The 20,750-nt window shown below is 61.9% G+C and carries 13 protein-coding genes; 11 read left to right on the top strand and 2 right to left on the bottom strand.

The features are described 5' to 3' along the window. Positions 1–163: 163 nt before the first annotated feature. The 10 genes from NKI63_RS14490 to bglA all read left to right on the top strand — a co-directional run bounded on the left by NKI63_RS14490 (position 164) and on the right by bglA (position 16,383). Positions 164–1,141 (top strand): sugar ABC transporter substrate-binding protein, encoded by a 978-nt coding sequence (locus NKI63_RS14490; RefSeq protein ID WP_502894341.1) that lies wholly within the window; start codon positions 164–166, stop codon positions 1,139–1,141. Between the two features lie 154 nt (positions 1,142–1,295). After that, the gene (locus NKI63_RS14485; protein ID WP_352479482.1) at positions 1,296–2,357 is read left to right on the top strand and encodes an ABC transporter permease; all 1,062 of its coding nucleotides are present in this window, start codon (positions 1,296–1,298) and stop codon (positions 2,355–2,357) included. Positions 2,358–2,359: 2 nt separating this feature from the next. Beyond that, on the top strand, positions 2,360–3,142 hold the full coding sequence (locus NKI63_RS14480) for an ATP-binding cassette domain-containing protein (protein WP_352821943.1): 783 nt from the start codon (positions 2,360–2,362) through the stop codon (positions 3,140–3,142). A 175-nt stretch (positions 3,143–3,317) separates the two neighbouring features. Next, the gene (locus NKI63_RS14475; RefSeq protein ID WP_352821940.1) at positions 3,318–5,786 is read left to right on the top strand and encodes a glycogen/starch/alpha-glucan phosphorylase; all 2,469 of its coding nucleotides are present in this window, start codon (positions 3,318–3,320) and stop codon (positions 5,784–5,786) included. A gap of 147 nt (positions 5,787–5,933) precedes the next feature. Then, complete coding sequence (glgB, locus tag NKI63_RS14470; protein WP_352821937.1) at positions 5,934–8,150, top strand: 1,4-alpha-glucan branching protein GlgB; 2,217 nt, start codon at positions 5,934–5,936, stop codon at positions 8,148–8,150. Positions 8,151–8,185: 35 nt separating this feature from the next. Further along, complete coding sequence (gene glgC / locus NKI63_RS14465; protein WP_352821935.1) at positions 8,186–9,451, top strand: glucose-1-phosphate adenylyltransferase; 1,266 nt, start codon at positions 8,186–8,188, stop codon at positions 9,449–9,451. Positions 9,452–9,454: 3 nt separating this feature from the next. Next, the gene (gene glgA, locus NKI63_RS14460) at positions 9,455–10,900 is read left to right on the top strand and encodes a glycogen synthase GlgA (RefSeq protein WP_352821932.1); all 1,446 of its coding nucleotides are present in this window, start codon (positions 9,455–9,457) and stop codon (positions 10,898–10,900) included. 3 nt (positions 10,901–10,903) lie between these two features. Further along, positions 10,904–12,532, top strand: coding sequence for an alpha-D-glucose phosphate-specific phosphoglucomutase (locus tag NKI63_RS14455; protein WP_352821929.1), 1,629 nt, complete (start codon positions 10,904–10,906; stop codon positions 12,530–12,532). Positions 12,533–12,758: 226 nt separating this feature from the next. Then, positions 12,759–14,765 carry a glycogen debranching protein GlgX gene (gene glgX / locus NKI63_RS14450; protein WP_352821927.1) on the top strand — a complete coding sequence of 669 codons (2,007 nt, stop codon included), beginning with the start codon at positions 12,759–12,761 and terminating at the stop codon, positions 14,763–14,765. Beyond that, positions 14,755–16,383, top strand: coding sequence for a beta-galactosidase BglA (gene bglA / locus NKI63_RS14445; protein ID WP_352821924.1), 1,629 nt, complete (start codon positions 14,755–14,757; stop codon positions 16,381–16,383). The genes glgX and bglA overlap by 11 nt, the downstream gene beginning before the upstream one ends. A gap of 16 nt (positions 16,384–16,399) precedes the next feature. On the opposite strand, the gene NKI63_RS14440 is transcribed toward bglA, so the two are convergent. Beyond that, positions 16,400–18,184: a pilus assembly protein TadG-related protein gene (locus NKI63_RS14440; RefSeq protein WP_352821921.1), complete on the bottom strand. Its 1,785-nt coding sequence runs from the start codon at positions 18,182–18,184 to the stop codon at positions 16,400–16,402. After that, complete coding sequence (locus tag NKI63_RS14435) at positions 18,185–18,664, bottom strand: TadE/TadG family type IV pilus assembly protein (RefSeq protein ID WP_352479491.1); 480 nt, start codon at positions 18,662–18,664, stop codon at positions 18,185–18,187. A gap of 383 nt (positions 18,665–19,047) precedes the next feature. On the opposite strand from NKI63_RS14435, the gene NKI63_RS14430 reads away from it, so the two are divergent. Further along, positions 19,048–20,640, top strand: coding sequence for a peptide ABC transporter substrate-binding protein (locus NKI63_RS14430; RefSeq protein WP_352479492.1), 1,593 nt, complete (start codon positions 19,048–19,050; stop codon positions 20,638–20,640). Positions 20,641–20,750 lie beyond the last annotated feature (110 nt).

Here is a 20,750-nt window from a genome sequence, read left to right as displayed (position 1 = left end):
GCGGACTGGTGTCTCTTGGGATCGGCGCCGATGCTGGGAGATTTCGTCGGGCGCGCTGCAGATGTCGGTTGGCCGGCATCCTAAATGGTTCCATGGGAGGAAAATCGTGACCACGTCAAAACTGTTGAAATCCACCGTGTTCGCCGCGGCCGGACTGAGCCTGATGGCCTTTGCGTCGACGGCATCGGCCGCCGGGGTCGGCGCCTGCTTGATCACCAAGACCGACACCAATCCCTTCTTCGTCAAGATGAAGGAAGGTGCGACGGCCAAGGCCAAGGAGCTTGGCGTCGATCTCAAGACTTACGCCGGCAAGATCGACGGCGACAGCGAGAGCCAGGTGGCTGCAATCGAGAGCTGTATCGCCGACGGCGCCAAGGGTATCCTCATCACCGCGTCCGATACTAAGGGCATCGTGCCGACGGTGAAGAAAGCGCGGGACGCCGGGCTGTTGGTGATAGCGCTCGACACGCCGCTTGATCCGATCGATGCGGCTGACGCGACCTTCGCGACGGACAATCTGGAAGCCGGCAAGCTGATTGGCGCATGGGCCGCCGCGACGCTTGGCGATAAGGCCAAGGATGCCAAGATCGGCTTCCTCGACCTGACGCCGTCGCAGCCCACGGTCGACGTGCTGCGCGACCAGGGCTTCATGATGGGCTTCGGCATCGACGTGAAGGACCCCAACAAGATTGGCGACGAGGACGACCCGCGCATCGTTGGCCATGACGTGACGAACGGCAATGAAGAGGGCGGCCGCAAGGCGATGGAGAACCTTCTGCAGAAGGACAACACCATCAACGTCATCCACACCATCAACGAGCCGGCAGCTGTCGGCGCCTACCAGGCGCTGAAGGCCGTCGGTCTCGAAAGCCAGGTGCTGATCGTCTCGGTCGACGGTGGTTGCCCCGGCGTGAAGTCGGTCACCGAAGGCGTGATCGGCGCTACCTCGCAGCAATATCCGCTGCAAATGGCGGCGCTCGGCATCGAGGCGATCGCCACTTTCGCCAAGGACGGGACGAAGCCGAAGCCGACCGAAGGCAAGAACTTCTTCGACACCGGCGTCAACCTTGTCACCGACAAGCCCGCCAACGGTGTGAAGTCCATCGACACCAAGGAAGGCCTCGCCAAGTGCTGGGGCTGAGGCTGGCCTGACCGGCAACAGATCGCGATCGGCCGGGGCTTGATCCCCGGCCGATCAGGGTGGACGATGTGCCGGTCTAAACGCAAATAGTCCCGGCGGCAGACCGGAAGGCGTGGACGGCGTTGGCTCTTGGCTGAAGCCCAGGGGAGGAAACATGTCTCAAGCACAAGAATTCGAAAAAGTTCTATCGAGCAGCGACACAAGCGTCGCCGCGTTCGACGAGCATAAATCGGCCGTCAAGCGCGCCCAGCATTTCCTGCATTCCACGCCGGCAGCGGTGCCGCTGATCGTACTGGTTCTGGCGATCATTATCTTTGGCATCACCATCGGCGGGCGTTTTTTTTCATCCTATACGCTGACGCTGATCCTTCAGCAGATCGCCATTGTCGGCATTCTGGGCGCCGCGCAGACGCTGGTGATCCTGACCGCCGGCATCGACCTGTCGATTGGCGTGATCATGGTGATTTCGGCTGTGATCATGGGCAATTGCGCGGTCAGCTACGGTATGCCGGCCGTGCTCGCGGTGGCAATCGGGCTTGTCGCTGGTGGCGCATGCGGCCTGCTCAACGGGGTGCTGGTCGCCTACATGAAGCTGCCGCCCTTCATCGTGACGCTAGGCACCTGGAACATCGTCATGGCCACCAACTTCATCTACTCGGCCAATGAGACCATCCGCGACACCGACGTCGACGTTCAGGCGCCTCTGCTGCACCTGTTTGCCTTGAGCTTCAAGGTCGGCACGGCCGTGCTGACGCTTGGCGTCATTGCCATGGTCGTTCTCGTGTTGGTCCTCTGGTACGTGCTCAACCACACCGCGTGGGGCCGCCATGTCTACGCGGTCGGTGACGATCAGGAGGCCGCGAAACTGTCGGGCATCCAGACGAAGAAGGTGCTGGTGACGGTATATGCTCTTGCCGGGCTGATCGCCGCCTTCGCAGCCTGGGTCTCCATCGGCCGCAATGGCTCGATCTCGCCTTCCGCCGCCGTGACCGACTACAATCTTCAGGCCATCACCGCGACGGTGATCGGCGGTATTTCGCTGTTCGGCGGGCGCGGCTCGATCCTCGGCACTCTGTTCGGCGCCATGATCGTCGGCGTCGTCTCGATGGGCCTCAACATGCTGGGCGCGGATCCGCAGTGGAAGGTGCTGCTCACCGGCGTGCTGATCATCGGCGCCGTGGCGATCGATCAATGGATCAGAAAGGTTTCGGCATAGCCATGACCCAGGAACCCCTCCTCACAGCGCGCAGCCTGGTCAAGCGCTACGGTCGCGTTACCGCACTCGACAATGCCGATTTCGATCTCTATCCGGGCGAAATCCTTGCCGTCATCGGCGACAATGGCGCCGGCAAATCGTCGCTCATCAAGGCGATTTCCGGCGCGGTCGTGCCCGATGAAGGTGAGATCCGGCTTGAAGGCAAGCCCGTTGCCTTCAAGTCGCCGATGGAGGCCCGCGAGGCCGGCATCGAAACCGTCTACCAGAACCTGGCTCTGTCGCCGGCGCTGTCCATCGCCGACAACATGTTCCTCGGCCGGGAGATCCGCAAGCCGGGGTTCCTCGGCGAATGGCTGCGCATGCTCGATCGCCCGGCGATGGAAAAGCGCGCCCGCGACAAGCTCACGGAGCTTGGCCTGATGACCATCCAGAACATCAGCCAGGCCGTGGAAACGCTTTCCGGCGGCCAGCGTCAGGGTGTGGCGGTGGCGCGCGCCGCCGCCTTTGGCAGCCGGGTGGTGATCATGGATGAGCCGACGGCGGCACTTGGCGTCAAGGAGAGCCGCCGCGTCCTCGAATTGATCCTCGACGTGAAGAAGCGAGGCCTGCCGATCGTGCTGATTTCACACAACATGCCGCATGTCTTCGAGGTGGCCGACCGCATCCACATTCATCGGCTTGGCCGTCGCCTGTGCGTCATCGATCCGAAGCAGCATACGATGTCCGACGCCGTCGCCTTCATGACCGGCGCCAAGGTGCCGCCGGAAGCGGCGCTTGCAGCTTGAGCAAGAGCTTGAGGCCCATCGCCGAGGAACCCGAACGCGCTGTTTCCAAATGCCAAATTGCCGCAGGGCAACCCGGCTTTCGGTCGCCTGAATCGATTGAACATCCGGTGGGATGCACTAGCATTGGCAGAGATGGTGAAAGCCGCATGATCCTGGCAACGTCACGAGAGGCAGCATGACGCGCGCGATGACAACCGAAGCTCCTCCGCCCACACTCGAAAACCCGGATCCCAAGACACTCGCCGACGAAGTCTTGCAGGCCCTCAAATACAGAGTCGGCAAGGGCACCAACGTTGCAACCCAGTACGACTGGCTCACCGCCTCGATCAAGGTTGTGCGCGACCGCATCGTCGATCACTGGATGCAGGCGACCCAAGAGGCCTACGCCCAGCAGGAAAAGCGCGTCTATTACCTGTCGCTGGAATTCCTCATCGGCCGCCTGATGCGCGATGCCTTCTCCAATCTCGGCCTGATGGACAATATGCGCGAGGCGCTGTCGTCGCTTGGCGTCGACCTCGACATCATTGCAGCGCTCGAACCGGACGCTGCCCTTGGCAATGGCGGTCTTGGCCGGCTCGCCGCCTGTTTCATGGAAAGCATGGCTACCGTCGATATCCCCGCGCATGGCTACGGCATTCGCTATGCCAACGGCATGTTTCGGCAGGAGATTCATGACGGCTGGCAGGTGGAACTGCCCGAGACATGGCTCGATCACGGCAATCCCTGGGAGTTCGAACGCCGCGAGCGCTCCTTCGAGGTCGGCTTCGGCGGCTCGGTGGAATCGATCACCTCGAAGGACGGCAGGCTCGAGCGCCACGTCTGGAAGCCGACCGAACATGTTCTGGCCGTTGCTTACGATACGCCAGTGGTCGGCTGGCGGGCCAATCGCGTCAATACGCTGCGTCTGTGGTCCGGCATGCCGGTCGACCCGATCCTGCTCGACAAGTTCAACGCCGGCGATCACATCGGCGCGCTCGCCGAAAGCAACAAGGCCGATGCATTGTCGCGCGTCCTTTACCCGGCCGATTCCCACAAGGCCGGCCAGGAGCTGCGACTGAGGCAGGAGTATTTCTTCTCCACCGCCTCGCTGCAGGACATCGTCCAGCGTCATCTCAGCCAGTATGGCGACTTGCAATCGCTGCCCGACAAGGCGGCGATCCATCTCAACGACACCCATCCGGCGATCGCCGTAGCCGAGCTGATGCGCCTGTTGATGGATGTCCACGGCATAGATTTCGACCAGGCCTGGAGCATCACCAAGCGCACCTTCGGCTACACCAACCACACGCTGCTTCCCGAAGCGCTGGAAAGCTGGCCGGTGCCGTTGTTCGAGCGGCTGTTGCCGCGCCACATGCAGATCGTCTACGCGATCAACGCCGAAGTGCTGCTCGAGGCGCGCGCCTCCGACCAGTTCTCGGACGAGCAGATCAGCCGCATTTCGCTGATCCAGGAAAATGGCGATCGCCGCGTGCGCATGGGCAATCTGGCCTTTGTCGGCTCGCACTCGATCAACGGGGTCTCGGCCCTGCACACGGAATTGATGAAGGAGACGGTGTTTGCCGATCTCCACAGGCTCTACCCGGACCGCATCAACAACAAGACCAACGGGATCACGCCGCGGCGCTGGCTGATCCAGTGCAATCCCGGCCTCACGACACTCACCCGAGAGGCGATTGGCGACGGTTTCCTCGACGACATCGACGAGATAAAGCGGCTCGATCCTTTCGCCGGGGACGCCGCGTTCCGAGACAAGTTCGCCGCCGTCAAACGGGCGAACAAGACGAGGCTTGCCAATCTTGTTGCCGACCGGCTCGGCATCAAGGTGGACCCCTCGGCGCTGTTCGACATCCAGGTCAAGCGCATCCACGAATATAAGCGCCAGCTCTTGAACATTCTCGAAGCGGTCGCGCTTTACGACCAGATCCGCTCACATCCAGAGCGCGACTGGATGCCCCGCGTCAAATTCTTCGGCGGCAAGGCGGCACCCAGCTATCACAATGCCAAGCTGATCATCAAACTTGCCAACGACGTCGCCCGTGTCATCAACCGCGACCCCGCGGTGCGCGGCTTGCTGAAAGTGGTGTTCGTGCCGAACTACAATGTCAGCCTGGCCGAGATCATGATGCCGGCCGCCGATCTTTCGGAGCAGATATCGACCGCCGGCATGGAAGCCTCCGGCACCGGCAACATGAAGTTCGCGCTGAACGGCGCGCTGACCATCGGCACGCTCGACGGCGCCAATGTCGAGATCAAGGAATGCGTCGGCGACAACAACATCTTCATCTTCGGCCTGACCACAGAGGAAGTCGCCGAGCGGCGCAACAATGGTTACGATCCGCGCGCCGTGATCGAGGGCTCGCCCGAATTGGCGCAGGCCCTGTCGGCGATTTCATCGGGCGTCTTCTCACCTGACGACCCGGACCGTTATCGCGACCTGATCAACGGTCTTTACCAGAGCGACTGGTTCATGGTCGCCGCGGATTTCGATGCCTACGCCGCCACCCAGCGCGACGTCGATGCCGTCTGGCGCAACAGCCCGGACTGGTACGCCAGAGCCATCCGCAATGTCGCCCGCGTCGGCTGGTTCTCGTCCGACCGCACGATCCGCCAATATGCGAAAGACATATGGCACGTGCCCGCCTGATATGATTGCATGAGACCACGAACAATGTGGTCCTAGTGGAGTGGATTTGACCCTCGCATCCTTTGGAGGGTCAGGCGGCATGCGAATGTCGAATTCAAAACTCCACTAGAAACATACACTTGGTGCCCCGGGGAGGATCACTGCCTGATGAGCAAGCCGCGCGCGACCGTTGCGACAAGCGGGCCGGACGGACTGGCGCAAACCAGCGATGTCGCGGCGATTGTCGCGGGCACGCACGGCGACCCGTTTGCCGTGCTCGGCGTGCATGAGGCTGGGAAGGGATTTGTCGCCCGTTGCTTCGTTCCTCATGCCGAGTCCGTCACTGCCTACACGCTGACCGGCAAGAAGGCTGGCGAGCTGTCGAGGCGTGACGATCGCGGTTTCTTCGAAGGCAAACTGTCGCTGCGCAAACGCCAGCCGCTGCGCTACCACGCCAGGAACGCCGGCGGTGACTGGTGGCTGACCGATCCATATTCCTTCGGCCCCGTGCTCGGTCCGCTAGACGATTATTACATCGCCGAAGGATCGCATCTCAGGCTGTTCGACAAGCTCGGCGCCCATCTCATAGACCATGAAGGTGCATCGGGCGTACATTTTGCGGTGTGGGCGCCCAATGCAAGGCGCGTTTCGGTGGTCGGCGACTTCAACGAGTGGGACGGCCGCAGGCATACCATGCGCGTCCGCCGCGACACCGGCATCTGGGAGCTGTTCATTCCCGACATCGGCGCTGGCCGCCCGTATAAGTATGAAATCATCGGGCCGGATGGCGTGAGATTGCCGCTCAAAGCCGATCCGTTCGCCTTCAAGTCCGAACTGCGCCCGGCCACCGCCTCGGTGACGGCTTTGCCGCCGGCGCATGAATGGGGTGACGAGGCGCACCGGAACTACTGGCGCAATGCCGACCACAGGCGCGAAGCTGTATCGATCTACGAGGTCCATGCCGGGTCATGGCGGCTTCACGACGACGGCAGCTTCCTGTCTTGGGATGAGCTCGCCGACAGGCTGATCCCTTACGTGGTCGAGACCGGTTTTACCCACATCGAATTCATGCCGATCTCCGAACACCCTTATGACCCGTCCTGGGGCTACCAGACGACGGGTCTTTATGCGCCGAGCGCCCGCTTTGGCGATCCGGACGGTTTTGCCCGCTTCGTCGACGGCGCCCACCGTGCCGGCATCGGCGTCATCCTCGACTGGGTGCCGGCGCATTTCCCGGTTGACGAACACGGTCTGGCAAAGTTCGACGGTACCGCGCTCTACGAACATGCCGATCCGCGCAAGGGTTTCCATCCCGACTGGAACACAGCGATCTATAATTTTGGGCGCCGCGAAGTGATTTCGTTCCTGGTCAACAATGCGCTGTTCTGGGCCGAGAAATATCACGTCGACGGACTGCGCGTCGATGCGGTCGCCTCGATGCTTTATCTCGATTATTCGCGCAAGGCCGGCGAATGGATCCCCAACGAGAAGGGCGGGCGCGAAAACCTCGAGGCGGTCAGCTTCCTGCAGCGTATGAACAAGGAGGTCTACGGCCACCATCCGGGCGTGATGACCATCGCCGAGGAATCGACCTCGTGGCCGAAAGTCTCGCAGCCGGTGCATGAAGGCGGGCTGGGCTTCGGCTTCAAGTGGAACATGGGCTTCATGCACGACACTTTGGAGTATTTCTCAAAGGAGCCGATCTTCCGCAAGCATCACCACAACGACATCACCTTCGGCCTGGTCTACGCCTTCAGCGAGAATTTCGTGCTGCCGCTGTCCCACGACGAGGTGGTGCACGGCAAAGGCACGCTGCTCAACAAGATGGCCGGCGACGACTGGCAGAAATTCGCGACGCTGCGCGCCTATTACGCCTTCATGTGGGGTTATCCCGGCAAGAAGCTGTTGTTCATGGGCCAGGAGTTCGCGCAGCGCCGCGAGTGGAGCGAGGCGCGCGCGCTTGACTGGAACCTGCTCGATTTCCGGCTCCACCGTGGCGTCTGGCAGACGGTGCGCGACCTCAACTATCTCTACCGCTCGCGCCCGGCGCTGCATGCCCGCGACTGCGAGCCGGAGGGCTTTTCCTGGCTTATCGTCGACGACAGCGCGAACTCGGTCTTTGCCTGGCTGCGCAGCGCGCCGGGCGGCAACCCGGTCGCCGTCATTTCCAACTTCACGCCGGTGCCGCGCGACAATTATCGCGTGCCGTTGCCGCAGGCCGGAAAATGGCGCGAGATCATCAACACCGACGCCACAGACTATGGCGGTTCCGGCAAGGGCAACAGCGGCGCGGTCGAGGCTCGAGCGGAAGCGGGAGGAGGCATTTCGGCGACGATGCTTTTGCCGCCGCTGTCGACGATCATGCTCGAATTCGTCCCGGACTGAGCTATGTCTGGAGTATCTAACCTGGGAGGATAGGAATGGCTGAAATAAACCGAACCCAGCCGCTGGCACGCGACGCCATGGCTTATGTGCTGGCCGGCGGCCGTGGCAGCCGGCTCAAGGAACTGACCGACCGCCGCGCCAAGCCGGCGGTCTATTTCGGGGGCAAGACCCGCATCATCGATTTCGCGCTCTCCAATGCGCTCAATTCCGGTATCCGCCGCCTCGGCGTCGCCACCCAGTACAAGGCGCATTCGCTGATCCGCCACCTGCAGCGCGGGTGGAACTTCCTGCGGCCCGAGCGCAACGAGAGTTTCGACATCCTGCCGGCCAGCCAGCGTGTGTCGGAAACGCAATGGTACGAGGGCACCGCCGACGCCGTTTACCAGAACATCGATATCATCGAGGCCTATGGGCCGGAATACATGGTCATCCTGGCCGGCGACCATGTCTACAAGATGGACTACGAAATGATGCTGCGCCAACATGTCGAGGCCGGCGCCGACGTCACCGTCGGCTGCCTCGAAGTGCCGCGCATGGAAGCTACCGGCTTCGGCGTCATGCATGTCGATCCCAAGGACACCATTATCTCCTTCATCGAAAAGCCCGCCGATCCGCCGGGCATTCCCGACAAACCGGATTTTGCGCTGGCCTCGATGGGCATCTATGTGTTCAAGACCAAGTTCCTGATGGAGCAATTGCGTCGCGATGCGGCAGAGCCCGGCTCGAGCCGCGACTTCGGCAAGGACATCATCCCCTACATCGTCGAGCACGGAAAGGCGATCGCCCATCGCTTCGCCAAATCCTGCGTGCGCTCGACCGCCGAGAACGAGGCCTATTGGCGCGACGTCGGAACGGTCGACGCCTATTGGGAGGCCAATATCGACCTGACCGACATCACGCCGGAACTCGACCTCTACGACCGCGACTGGCCGATCTGGACTTACGCCGAGTTGAAGCCGCCGGCAAAGTTCGTGCATGACGAGGATGGCCGCCGCGGGTCGGCCGTGTCGTCTCTCGTGTCGGGCGATTGCATCGTTTCGGGCGCTTCGCTGAAGCGAAGCCTGATCTTCACCGGCGCGCGCATCAATTCCTATTCGACACTGGAGGAGGTCGTCATGCTGCCCGACGTCCATGTCGGCCGCAACGCCAGGCTGAAGCGCGTAGTCATCGATCACGGCGTCAGGATTCCGGAGGGGCTGGTGGTCGGCGAGGATCCCGTCCTCGACGCCAAGCGTTTCCGCGTTTCGGAAAAAGGCATCTGCCTGGTCACGCAGGACATGATCAACAGGCTGGGATCGTAGTGCATGCAGGTTCTGTCGGTGGCGCCCGAGATCTTTCCGCTGGTCAAGACCGGAGGGCTCGCCGACGTAACCGGCGCCTTGCCCATGGCATTGGCCGGCAAGGGCGTCACCATGCGCACGCTCGTCCCCGGCTACCCGCAGGTGATAGGCGCCTTCAAGAAAAAGAAGGCGGTTCAGCAATATCCGCTGCTGCAGGGCGGCAAGGCGTCGGTGCACGCCGTCCAGATCGCCGGCCTCGACCTGTTCGTGCTCGACGCGCCGCATCTTTTCGACCGCCCCGGCGGTCCATACGGCAACGCGACCGGCGCCGACTGGCCGGACAATTGGCGGCGGTTCGCTGCCTTGAGCCAGGTAGGCGGCGACATCGCCGGGGGCTCCATCTCGGGCTACCTGCCCGATATCGTCCATGCCCATGACTGGCAGTCGGCGATGACGCTCGCCTACATGCGCTACGGCAAGGCGGTCGGCACGCCGTCGATGATCACCGTGCACAACCTCGCCTTCCAGGGCCAGTTCGGCGCCGGCATCTTTGGCGAGCTTGGCCTGCCGGCGGCGGCGATGGCGCTCGACGGCGTCGAATATTACGGCGGCGTCGGCTTCCTCAAGGCCGGCCTGCAGGCCGCCTGGGCGATCACCACGGTCAGCCCGACCTATGCGCAGGAAATCCGTTTGCCCGAATTCGGCATGGGCCTCGACGGCCTGATCAACATGCGCTCCGTCGATCTCCATGGCATCGTCAACGGCATCGATACCGAGATATGGAACCCGGAAACCGACAAGCATCTGGTCTCCAACTACACGGCAAAGACGCTTAAGGCGCGAATGCCCAACAAGGCCGCGGTCGAGGACCGGTTCAGCCTCGATCGCGATGACAGCCCGATCGTCTGCGTCGTCAGCCGGCTAACCTGGCAAAAGGGCATGGACATATTGGCTGCTGCCGTCGACGGCATCGTCGCGGCAGGTGCACGGCTGGCAATCCTTGGGTCTGGCGACGCTGGGCTGGAAGGCACGTTGCTTGCCGCCGCAGCCCGCCATCGTGGCCGCATCGGCGTCGTCGTCGGCTATGACGAGGGGCTCTCCCACACCATGCAGGGCGGCTGCGACGCCATCATCATCCCGTCGCGCTTCGAACCTTGCGGGCTGACGCAACTTTACGGCCTGCGCTATGGCTGCGTGCCGGTCGTCGCGCGCACCGGCGGCCTTGCCGACACGGTCATCGATGCCAACGAAGCCGCCATCTCTGCCGGCGTGGCGACCGGCTTCCAATTCGCGCCCGCCAATGCCGGCGCCTTGCTGCACGCCGTCCGCCGCCTTGTCGAGGCGCATGCCAATCCCGCGGTGTGGACGTCGATGCAGCGGCAAGGCATGAAGGCCGACGTTTCGTGGGATAAAAGCGCCGAAAAATATGTTCAACTCTATCGCTTGCTGCTTTCGAAAAGGGCTGCCTGACTGATGATCCGCACCGTCGCCACCAAACCCTATCCCGACCAGAAACCCGGCACCTCAGGGCTGCGCAAGAAAGTCCCGGTGTTCCAGCAGGAGCACTATGCCGAGAACTTCATCCAGTCGATCTTCGACGCGCTGGACGGATTCGATGGCAAAACCCTGGTGATCGGCGGCGACGGCCGCTTTTATAACCGCGAGGTCATCCAGAAGGCCATCGCCATGGCCGCGGCAAACGGCTTCGGCAAGGTGATGGTCGGGCAGGGCGGCATCTTGTCGACGCCGGCCGCTTCGCATGTAATTCGCAAATACAAGACCTTCGGCGGCATCATCCTGTCGGCCAGCCACAATCCGGGTGGCCCACATGAGGATTTTGGGATCAAGTACAATGCCGGCAACGGCGGCCCGGCGCCGGAAAAGCTGACCGACGCGATCTTCGAAAAAACCAAGGCGATTTCAAGCTTCAAGATCGCCGATATCGGGCCGGTCGACATCGATACGATCGGCACGGTCAAGGCGGCTGACATGACCGTCGAAATCATCGATCCGGTTGCCGACTATGCCGATCTGATGGAAAGCCTGTTCGATTTCGAGGCCTTGCGAGCGCTGTTCAAATCGGGCTTCCGCATGCGCTTCGATGCCATGCATGCGGTGACCGGCCCCTACGCCAAGGAGATCCTCGAAAACCGGCTCGGCGCGCCGAATGGCACCGCCCGCAATTTCATTCCGCTGCCGGATTTCGGCGGCCACCATCCCGATCCCAATCTGGTGCATGCAAAACACCTCTACGACGAGATGATGGGCCCGGATGCGCCCGACTTTGGCGCTGCCTCTGATGGCGATGGCGACCGCAACCTGATCATCGGCAAGGGCATTTTCATCACCCCGTCGGATTCGCTGGCGATGCTCGCCGCCAACGCCCATCTGGCGCCGGGCTACAAGGCCGGGCTGAAAGGCATAGCCCGTTCGATGCCGACCAGCGGTGCTGCCGACCGCATCGCCGAAAAGCTCGGCATCGGCATCTATGAAACGCCGACCGGCTGGAAGTTTTTCGGCAATCTGCTCGATGCCGGCATGGCGACGATCTGCGGCGAGGAGAGTGCGGGGACCGGCTCCAACCATGTACGCGAAAAGGACGGCCTGTGGGCCGTGCTTTTGTGGCTCAACATCCTTGCCGTGCGCGGCGAAAGCGCCAAGCAGATCGTTACCCAGCATTGGGCAGCCTACGGCCGTAACTACTATTCGCGGCACGATTACGAGGAGGTCGAGACCGACCGTGCCAATGCGCTCGTCGACGAACTGCGCGCCAAGCTCGGCTCGCTGCCTGGCACCAGCGTGCGCGGCATGACGATCGCCAGCGCCGATGATTTCGCCTATCACGATCCGGTCGACGGCTCGGTCAGCAAGAACCAGGGCATCAGGGTGTTGTTCGAAGGTGGCTCACGCGTCGTCTTCCGCCTGTCCGGCACCGGCACCTCGGGCGCGACACTGCGGCTTTATGTCGAGCGCTACGAGCCGGACAACAGCCGCCACAATCTGGAGACCCAGGAGGCACTTGCCGACCTGATTGCGGCGGCCGACGACATCGCCGGGATTCGCAGCCATACCGGTCGCGCCAAGCCGAGCGTGATTACGTGACTTTGGTTGACAGCCGGCCGTCTGAGTTCGGCCTGCGTTGCGAGGCTCCCCCTTCTCCCCTTGTGGGAGAAGGTGGCCGAGCGAAGCTCGGTCGGATGAGGGGTGTTCCAGCTTGGCGCACACCTTTGCACAAATCGCCCATGCCTCGTTTCTTCCAGCACCCCTCATCCGTCTCGGTGCTGCGCGCCGGTCCACCTTCTCCCACAAGGGGAGAAGGAGACGCCGTATGAGCCAACTCGGCGCAACCATCACCAAAGAAGGCATCCGCTTCGCCGCATGGTCCTCGTCGGCTCGGCGCATCTGGGTCTCGATCTTCGACCAGCGCGGCAACCGCGAAATCGACCGGCTGCAACTCCCGTCGGAAGGCGAGGGCGTGCACGCGCTTTTTGTTGCCGGTCTCGGCGCCGGCACCCGATACGGGTTCCGCGCCGATGGCGACTACGCGCCGGAGCAGGGCCTTTGGTTCGATCCCGACAAGCTGCTGGCCGATCCCTACGCCGTCGAGATCGACAGGCCTTATGCCTATGACGGCCGACTGGCCGCGCGGCGGGGCGAGGGGGCCGACACCGCGCCGCTGATGCCGAAGGCGATTGCCGGCGCCTTGCCGAAGCCGCTGCCTGCCTTGCCGCCGCTGTTTCGGCCCGGCGGCCTAATCTACGAAGTGCCGGTACGCGCCTTCACAAAGCTGCATAAGGACATCCCCGAGAAGCAGCGCGGCACCATTGCAGCTCTCGCTCACCCCCTTGTTGTAGAGCATCTGCAAAAACTCGGTGTTGCAGCCGTTGAGTTGATGCCGGTGACGGCATCGATCGACGAACGGCATTTGCCGCCGCTCGGGCTGCGCAACGCCTGGGGTTATAGTCCCGTGACCTTCATGGCGCTCGATCCGCGACTGGCGCCCGGCGGTCTGGCCGAGTTGCGCGGAACGGTCGCTGCGCTGCGCGAGGCCGGCATCGGCACCATTCTCGACCTGGTGTTCAATCACACCGGCGAAAGCGACCGGCTCGGCCCGACATTGTCGCTGCGCGGCCTCGACAGCCGCGCCTACTACCGGCACGAGGCCAACGGCGCGCTGGTCAATGACACCGGAACCGGCAATACGGTGGCCTGCGACCGTCCGGTCGTCCGGGACATGGTCCTCGACACGCTTCGCCACTTTGTCCAGCGCGCCGGCGTCGACGGTTTCCGCTTCGACCTGGCGCCGATCCTCGGCCGCGGCGACGGCGTTTTCGACGCCGATGCGCCGCTGCTGAACGCCATTCGCAACGACCCTGTTCTTGGCGACCGGGTGCTGATCGCCGAACCTTGGGATGTCGGACCGGATGGCTATCAGCTCGGCAATTTTCCGCCGCCCTTCCTAGAATGGAACGACAGATACCGTGACGATATCCGCCGCTTCTGGCGCGGCGACGGCGGCATGATCGGTGCGCTGGCGACGCGGCTTGCCGGTTCGTCCGACGTCTTTTCCAAAGCAGGCCAGACAACGAGCCGAAGCCTCAATTTCATCGCTGCGCATGACGGCATGACGCTGGCCGATATCGTTGCCTACGAGCACAAGCACAACGAGGCCAATGGCGAACAGAACCGCGATGGTCACGATGACAACCTGTCCTGGAACAATAGCGTCGAGGGTCAGACGGACGACCAGTCAATCGTTACGGCCCGTTTCGATGACCAGTGCGCGCTGCTGGCGACGCTCTTTGCCTCGCGCGGCACGATCATGCTGACGGCCGGAGACGAGTTCGGCCGCACGCAGCGCGGCAACAACAACGCTTACGCGCAGGACAATGACATTACCTGGCTCGACTGGTCCGGGCGCGACCGGGCGCTGGAGCGGTACACGGCTCTGCTCGCCAAGATGCGTCGTGCCGCGCCGGCGCTTTCGGACACCAGCTTCCTGACCGGAGAACTGCCGGCCGGCTCGCAAATACCTGACGTCGTCTGGCTGACGGAAACCGGCGTGCCGCTGGATGAAGCAGCCTGGCACGATGCCAGGCGGCACCGGGTGGTCATGGTTCTCGGTAGCGGTGAGAACAGTCGCCTTGCGGTGGTCATCAACGGCGACCGCCGGGCCTGCGTGTTCACGCTGCCGGAACGGGCGGGTTTTCACTGGCGCCCAGCCATCGAAACGGACACTGGCGACATCTCACGGCCGGTGCCTGGGCGAACGGTCATGTTCATGATTGAACACTGGGCCGGGCAGGAGCGCGCAGGGGGAAGCTATGATGGCTGACAATGCCGAATGGTGGCGCGGCTGCGTCATCTACCAGATTTACCCGCGCTCCTTCCAGGACACGACAGGCGACGGCAGCGGCGATCTCAGCGGCATCACCTCGAGGCTGGCCCATGTCGCATCGCTCGGGGTCGACGCGGTCTGGCTGTCGCCTTTCTTCAAGTCACCAATGGCCGATATGGGTTACGACGTTTCGGATTACTGCGCCGTCGATCCGATGTTCGGCACATCAGAGGACTTCGACGCGCTGGTTGCCGAGGCACACCGGTTGGGCCTGAAGGTGATCATCGACCAGGTCCTGTCGCACTCATCGGATCGGCACGAATGGTTCGTCGAAAGCCGCACGAGCCGCGACAACCCCAAGGCCGACTGGTACGTCTGGGCCGATGCGAAGCCCGACGGCACCGCCCCCAATAATTGGCTGTCGCTCTTCGGCGGACCGGCCTGGGAATGGGATGCGACGCGCAGGCAATATTACCTGCACAATTTCCTCGCCTCGCAGCCGGACCTGAATTTCCACAACCCGCAGGTGCAGGACGCCTTGCTGGAAACGGTGCGGTTCTGGCTCGAGCGCGGCGTCGACGGTTTCCGGCTGGATACGGTCAACTATTACGTCCACGACCGCTGGCTGCGCAGCAACCCGCCTTTGGCGGAAAGCGTCGCCGGCTCCAATACGGCAACCAGCCCCTATCTCTATCAGGAGCATCTGTTCGACAAGAGCCAGCCGGAAAACCTTACTTTTCTCAAGCGCTTCCGGGCCTTGCTTGACGAGTATGAAGGCCGCGTCGCTGTCGGCGAGATTGGCGACGAAACTCGTTCCTTGCAGACACTCGCCGCCTATACCGGCGGTGGCGACAAGCTCCAAATGTCCTACACGTTCGATCTGCTCGGCCCGCAATTCTCGGCGTCGCATGTGCGTGGCTGTGTCGAGGCCTTCGAGAGTAAGGTGTTCGACGGCTGGGTTTGCTGGGCGTTCTCCAATCACGATGTCGTGCGCCATGTCAGTCGATGGACAAGGCCGGGCGGCGATCCGCACAGGGTGGCGAAATTCTCGATCGTGCTGCTTTCCTGCTTGCGCGGATCGATCTGCCTTTACCAGGGCGAAGAACTCGGGCTGGAGGAGGCCGAACTGGCGTTCGAGGATTTGCGCGATCCCTTCGGCATCCGCTTCTGGCCGGCAATCAAGGGGCGGGATGGGTGCCGAACGCCGATGGTCTGGGAGGCTGGCGCCGACAATGCCGGCTTTTCAACCGGCAAGCCGTGGCTTCCGGTCCCGGCAAGCCATCGCGCCCGGGCGGTCGACGTCCAGAATGGCGAGCAAACTTCCGTCCTGGCGAGCTACCGGGCGATGCTGGCCTTGCGCAAGCAGCATCCGGCGTTGGTTCGAGGCTCGATCCGGTTCCTCGATGCCGAAGGCGACGTCCTTGCTTTCATTCGCGAAGGCGGTGACGAAAAGCTGCTGTGTGTCTTCAATTTCGCCGACGAGCCGGCCGGCTGGCAATTGCCACCGGATCTGGAAGCGATTGAGCCGAGAGATCTTGGCGGTGCTGCCGGCGTCTTGCAGGAAAGAACTCTGTCGCTGCCGCCGCTGGGCTGTTTCCTCGGCCAGATCGGCTGAGCCCTATTTCATCATTTCATTGAACAAGCACGGAGCGCCCGCAAGTCGCGCCGACAACCCGCACATCGGCCTCGCCGACATGCACGCCGACAGCCGCAAGCACGTTGTAGACCAGTGCGTCGACCGGCGCCGTCACGCCGTTCAGAACCGTTACCACCGCCGGCTTAACCGTTCCGAGCAGGGCCGTCACGTCCAGCCCGAGGCCCAGTGCATTGACGGAGAGCGAGAGGCCGCTGACCAGCGATGTCGTGAGCGATTGCGTCAGGTTTTTCGTGGCGACAGTTTTTATCGTCTTGTTGGCGATATCGGTGCTGTCGAAGGTCAATGTGGTCGGATCGTTGTTGGTGATGGCAAGTGATGAAGAACCCTTCACATCGAGCAGATTGAGGCTAAGCAGCAGCAGCTTCACGCTTACCTGGGCAATCGTGGCATCGGAGAACGATTGCGGATTGCTGAAATCGGCGAAGGCCGATGGATTGTTGTCTGCGTCGCTGGCGGCAAGGTGCAGCGAGGCCACGCCAGGCTGCGCGGCGATAGAGACCTTGATGCTATCCGGCCGGCCCGTCGGGCAGCTGATGTCAGTCAGCTTGGCTTCCGCATAGGCGACTTCGACATGCAGAGGCAGATTGACGGACAGCAGACTGATGCCGCCGCCGAGATTGGAATTGCCGATGCCGACTGTGGTGACCAGCTTGATTCGTGTCTGCGCGGTGCGCACCACGGTGCCTTTTTCACCTACAGCCAGCCAGGGTGAATATTGCAACGGTTCACCGATGGCGATGGCGAGCGTAGTGGAGGTAAGTCCCGGAATAGTGGCGCCGAGATCGACCTGGACCTGGTTTGAGCCATTGGCCAGCGAGGCGGCGGCACCCAGCATGCCCATCGCGCTTGCGTCGACGGAAAAGCCGGGAGACTTTTGTCCGAGGCCGAGCTTACCGATCGGGCCAAGATCGATAAGATGACTGAGGGGTATCTTGACCGTGTTCGTGGCCCTTGACGCGATCGTCTGCAGCACAAGTTTGCTGGCGCTGCCCGACCCGGACGCATTGGCCATGGCGGTCGCGATCTGGCCTACCGTCGCTTTTGACGCCAGCACGTCGGAATAACTGACACCTGTCAGTTGCAACTGTACGGCAAGGGCATCGACGAACGAAAGCACGTTGACGTCGGCCGAGATCAGCGCGTTGTAGTCCATGACGCTGAGCGAGATGTTGCCGCCCAGCAACTTGCTTAGAAGCGCGTTAAGGATGCCGCCATTGACGCTGAGGAGCCTTGACCCGACCGAGAACATCGCTTGCGGGGTCACGCTGGCAATGGCTTCGGTGCCGATAACTGGAGTAGGGATGAGCGAACTGGCGAAATACCGGGCGGGGATTTTGTGCAGAGTGACGCGAACGGCATTGTACGGCGTTTTACCGGCTTCGAAGCGCTTGTCGACACCAACGGAGGAAGCCGCTGAGTATCGACCGCCGGTGACGGACACGACGGTTTTCCCAGCCGTCGGGACGATTGTCTGACCTGGCTTTTGAACAATGATGCCGGGCATTCGGTTGTCACTGAGCGTGGTTACTGCCGCGGCTTCCATATTGTTGATGTTCGACGCCGCGGTGATCGCCGCCAGATCCGTCATCGCCTGGGCTTCCCTGCGCTCCGTGTAGATCGAACCTTCGTCGACGGCGAAGGCCGCAAGCCCCAGGGCGAATGGCGCTATCAGCGCCGTCATGACGGCAAAGTTCGCCTTCTCGTCGCCAACCAGCGAGCGAGCGATCCGCCCGATGCCCCTCAGCAAGAACTGCGACATTCAAATGCCTCCAATCCTTATGGTCGACCTGCGTGAGATCGTGGTTTGCGGCATCGCAAGGCTTGGTAACAGGTTCCAGATCGGCAGGTTGCTCGCATCGTATTGGATCGACACGACGAACTGATTTCCATCGGCCGTGCTGTCCGTTGCCTGATATGTCAGCTTGCCGGAATCGACGAACGGGTATCCACTGGCATTGTTTTTGACGAAACTCGCCACCAGCGCCTGGCGCTCGGTTTGGTTCAATCCGGCAATCGCAGTGCGGGCGGCATCGGCGGCGATCTGCTGTAAGGAGTTGCTTGCACCAAAATAGATACCATATGCAACCATTCCGAGCAGGAGCAGGATGAAGACCGGTGAAAGCAGGGCAAATTCGATCGCGGAAGTTCCGGACTCATCTCCAATTTTGCGTAGATTTGTCCTTATTCGACACGTGTTTTTTGCCGCTAATGAGACAGCTTTACTGTCTGTCTTATCCATTGCCCTTGTCCACGGAACTTAAGAGGGATGTGCCGAACCCGTCCAAATATGTAACCCGTGGTTGACTAAGAACCAATTAAGACATTCCCGCAAACTGAAATGATCCGCCAGATTATCTCCCACGGACGGGCGTTTTCTGGGCGATGAAACGCAGCCAAGCCCATGGTTTCGATCCTTAATTGGCCGTCGCAAGGCGACTGTCCCGGCGCCTTACTTTGGGTGACCCCGAGAGACTGTTGAAATAAAAAATCTGCACGTTACTGTTTGGCCACCAGCTGCCGGAAAGGGAACCGGCTGCGCGCTCGAAAGGAACCAGCCAATCGGTTTCGGGGCGTCAACGCTTAGAGACGTGGCTGAAGGGCGACGTCATTAGGGAGAACTCCATGTTGAAACATGTGCTGAAGGCGACGGTACTCGCCACGACTATGGCCTTGGCCGCCGGTACGTTCTACACGCCGGCTTTCGCCGAGACCGTCTACAACCGCGGAGCCGCCGCCGAAGCGGAGACGCTCGATCCACACAAGACCTCGACGGTCTACGAAGCCGATATCATACGCGACCTGTTCCAGGGCCTCGTCATGCATGACCAGAAGACGAACCTCATTCCGGGTGCCGCCGAAAGCTGGACAGTCTCCGACGACGGCACTGTCTACACCTTCAAGCTGCGCAAGGACGGCCTCTGGTCGGATGGCAGCCCGGTGACGGCGGACGACTTCGTTTATTCGTTCCGTCGGCTGGAAGATCCGGCCACCGCTGCCGAATACGCTTCCATGCTCTATCCCGTGAAGGGTGCCGAGGAAGTCAACACCAAGAAGGGCAAGCCGGAGGATATGGGCGTCAAGGCGATTGACGCAAATACTCTCGAAGTCACGCTCAAGGCGCCAACGCCTTACTTCCTGGAGATGCTGACCCATCAGGCGACCTATCCGGTTAACAAGGCGTCCATCGAAAAGCTTGGCGCCGACTGGATCAAGGCAGGCAAGCTGGTCTCCAACGGGGCCTTTACAGCGGCGGAGTGGATTCCCAACGACCATCTGAAGCTGGTCAAGAATCCGAAATTCTGGGACGCCGCGAGCGTCAAGTTCGACGTGGTCAACTACATCCCGACCGAGGATCGCTCGTCTGCGATGAAGCGCTTCGAGGCCGGCGAACTCGACAGTTACGGTGACCTGCCGACCGAACAGCTCGCCGATCTCAAGGCCAAATTCGGCGACCAGGTCCGCGTCGGGCCATATCTCGGCATCTACTATTATGCGATCAAGACCGACAAGGCGCCGTGGGACAATGTCGAACTGCGCAACGCCATCTCTATGGCGATCGATCGCGATTTCCTGGCCGAGAAAGTCTGGCAGAATTCGATGCTGCCCGGCTATTCGATGGTACCTCCGGGCATCGAGGGCTACACGCCGGCACTGGCAAAATACGCCGACATGCCGCAGATCGACCGCGAAGATGAAGCCAAGAAAATCCTGGAGAAGCTCGGCTATACGCCCGAGCATCCGCTGAAGATGCAGATCCGCTACAACACTTCGGAGAACCACAAGAACACCGCTGTCGCCATCCAGGAACAGCTGAAGCCGCTCGGCGTCGAGGTCACGCTGCTCAACACCGACACCAAGACCCACTACTCCTTCCTCGAGCAGAAGGGTGACTATGACGTGGCGCGTGCCGCCTGGATCGCCGACTACAAGGATCCGGAAACCTTTCTCGGCATCTCTCGCAAGGCCAGCGGCAACAACTATTCGGTTTACAACAGTCCGAAATTCGAGGCAGCCATGGACGAGGCGGCCGCCGCGGGCGGCAAGCCCGAAGAGCGTATGAAGAAACTCGCCGAAGCCGAGCGCATCCTCGTCGACGACGTCGGCGAGATCCCGCTTCTCTACTACAGCTACCACGATATCGTTTCCTCGAAGCTGCATGGCTTCGACGACAATGTGATGGACATCCATCCGTCCCGCTTCATCAGCAAGGACTGATCCCTTAGCTGGGCCGCCGCGCAACTCAATGCGCGGCGGTGCCGGTTTGCCATCGCATCGGCCCGGGAACCGGAATCGATTTTCGGCAATGTCGGTGCGAAGATTTGAAG

This window comes from Mesorhizobium sp. M0410 (assembly GCF_040321435.1).
Lineage (GTDB): Bacteria > Pseudomonadota > Alphaproteobacteria > Rhizobiales > Rhizobiaceae > Mesorhizobium.
This window is presented reverse-complemented; position numbering and strand designations above follow the sequence as displayed.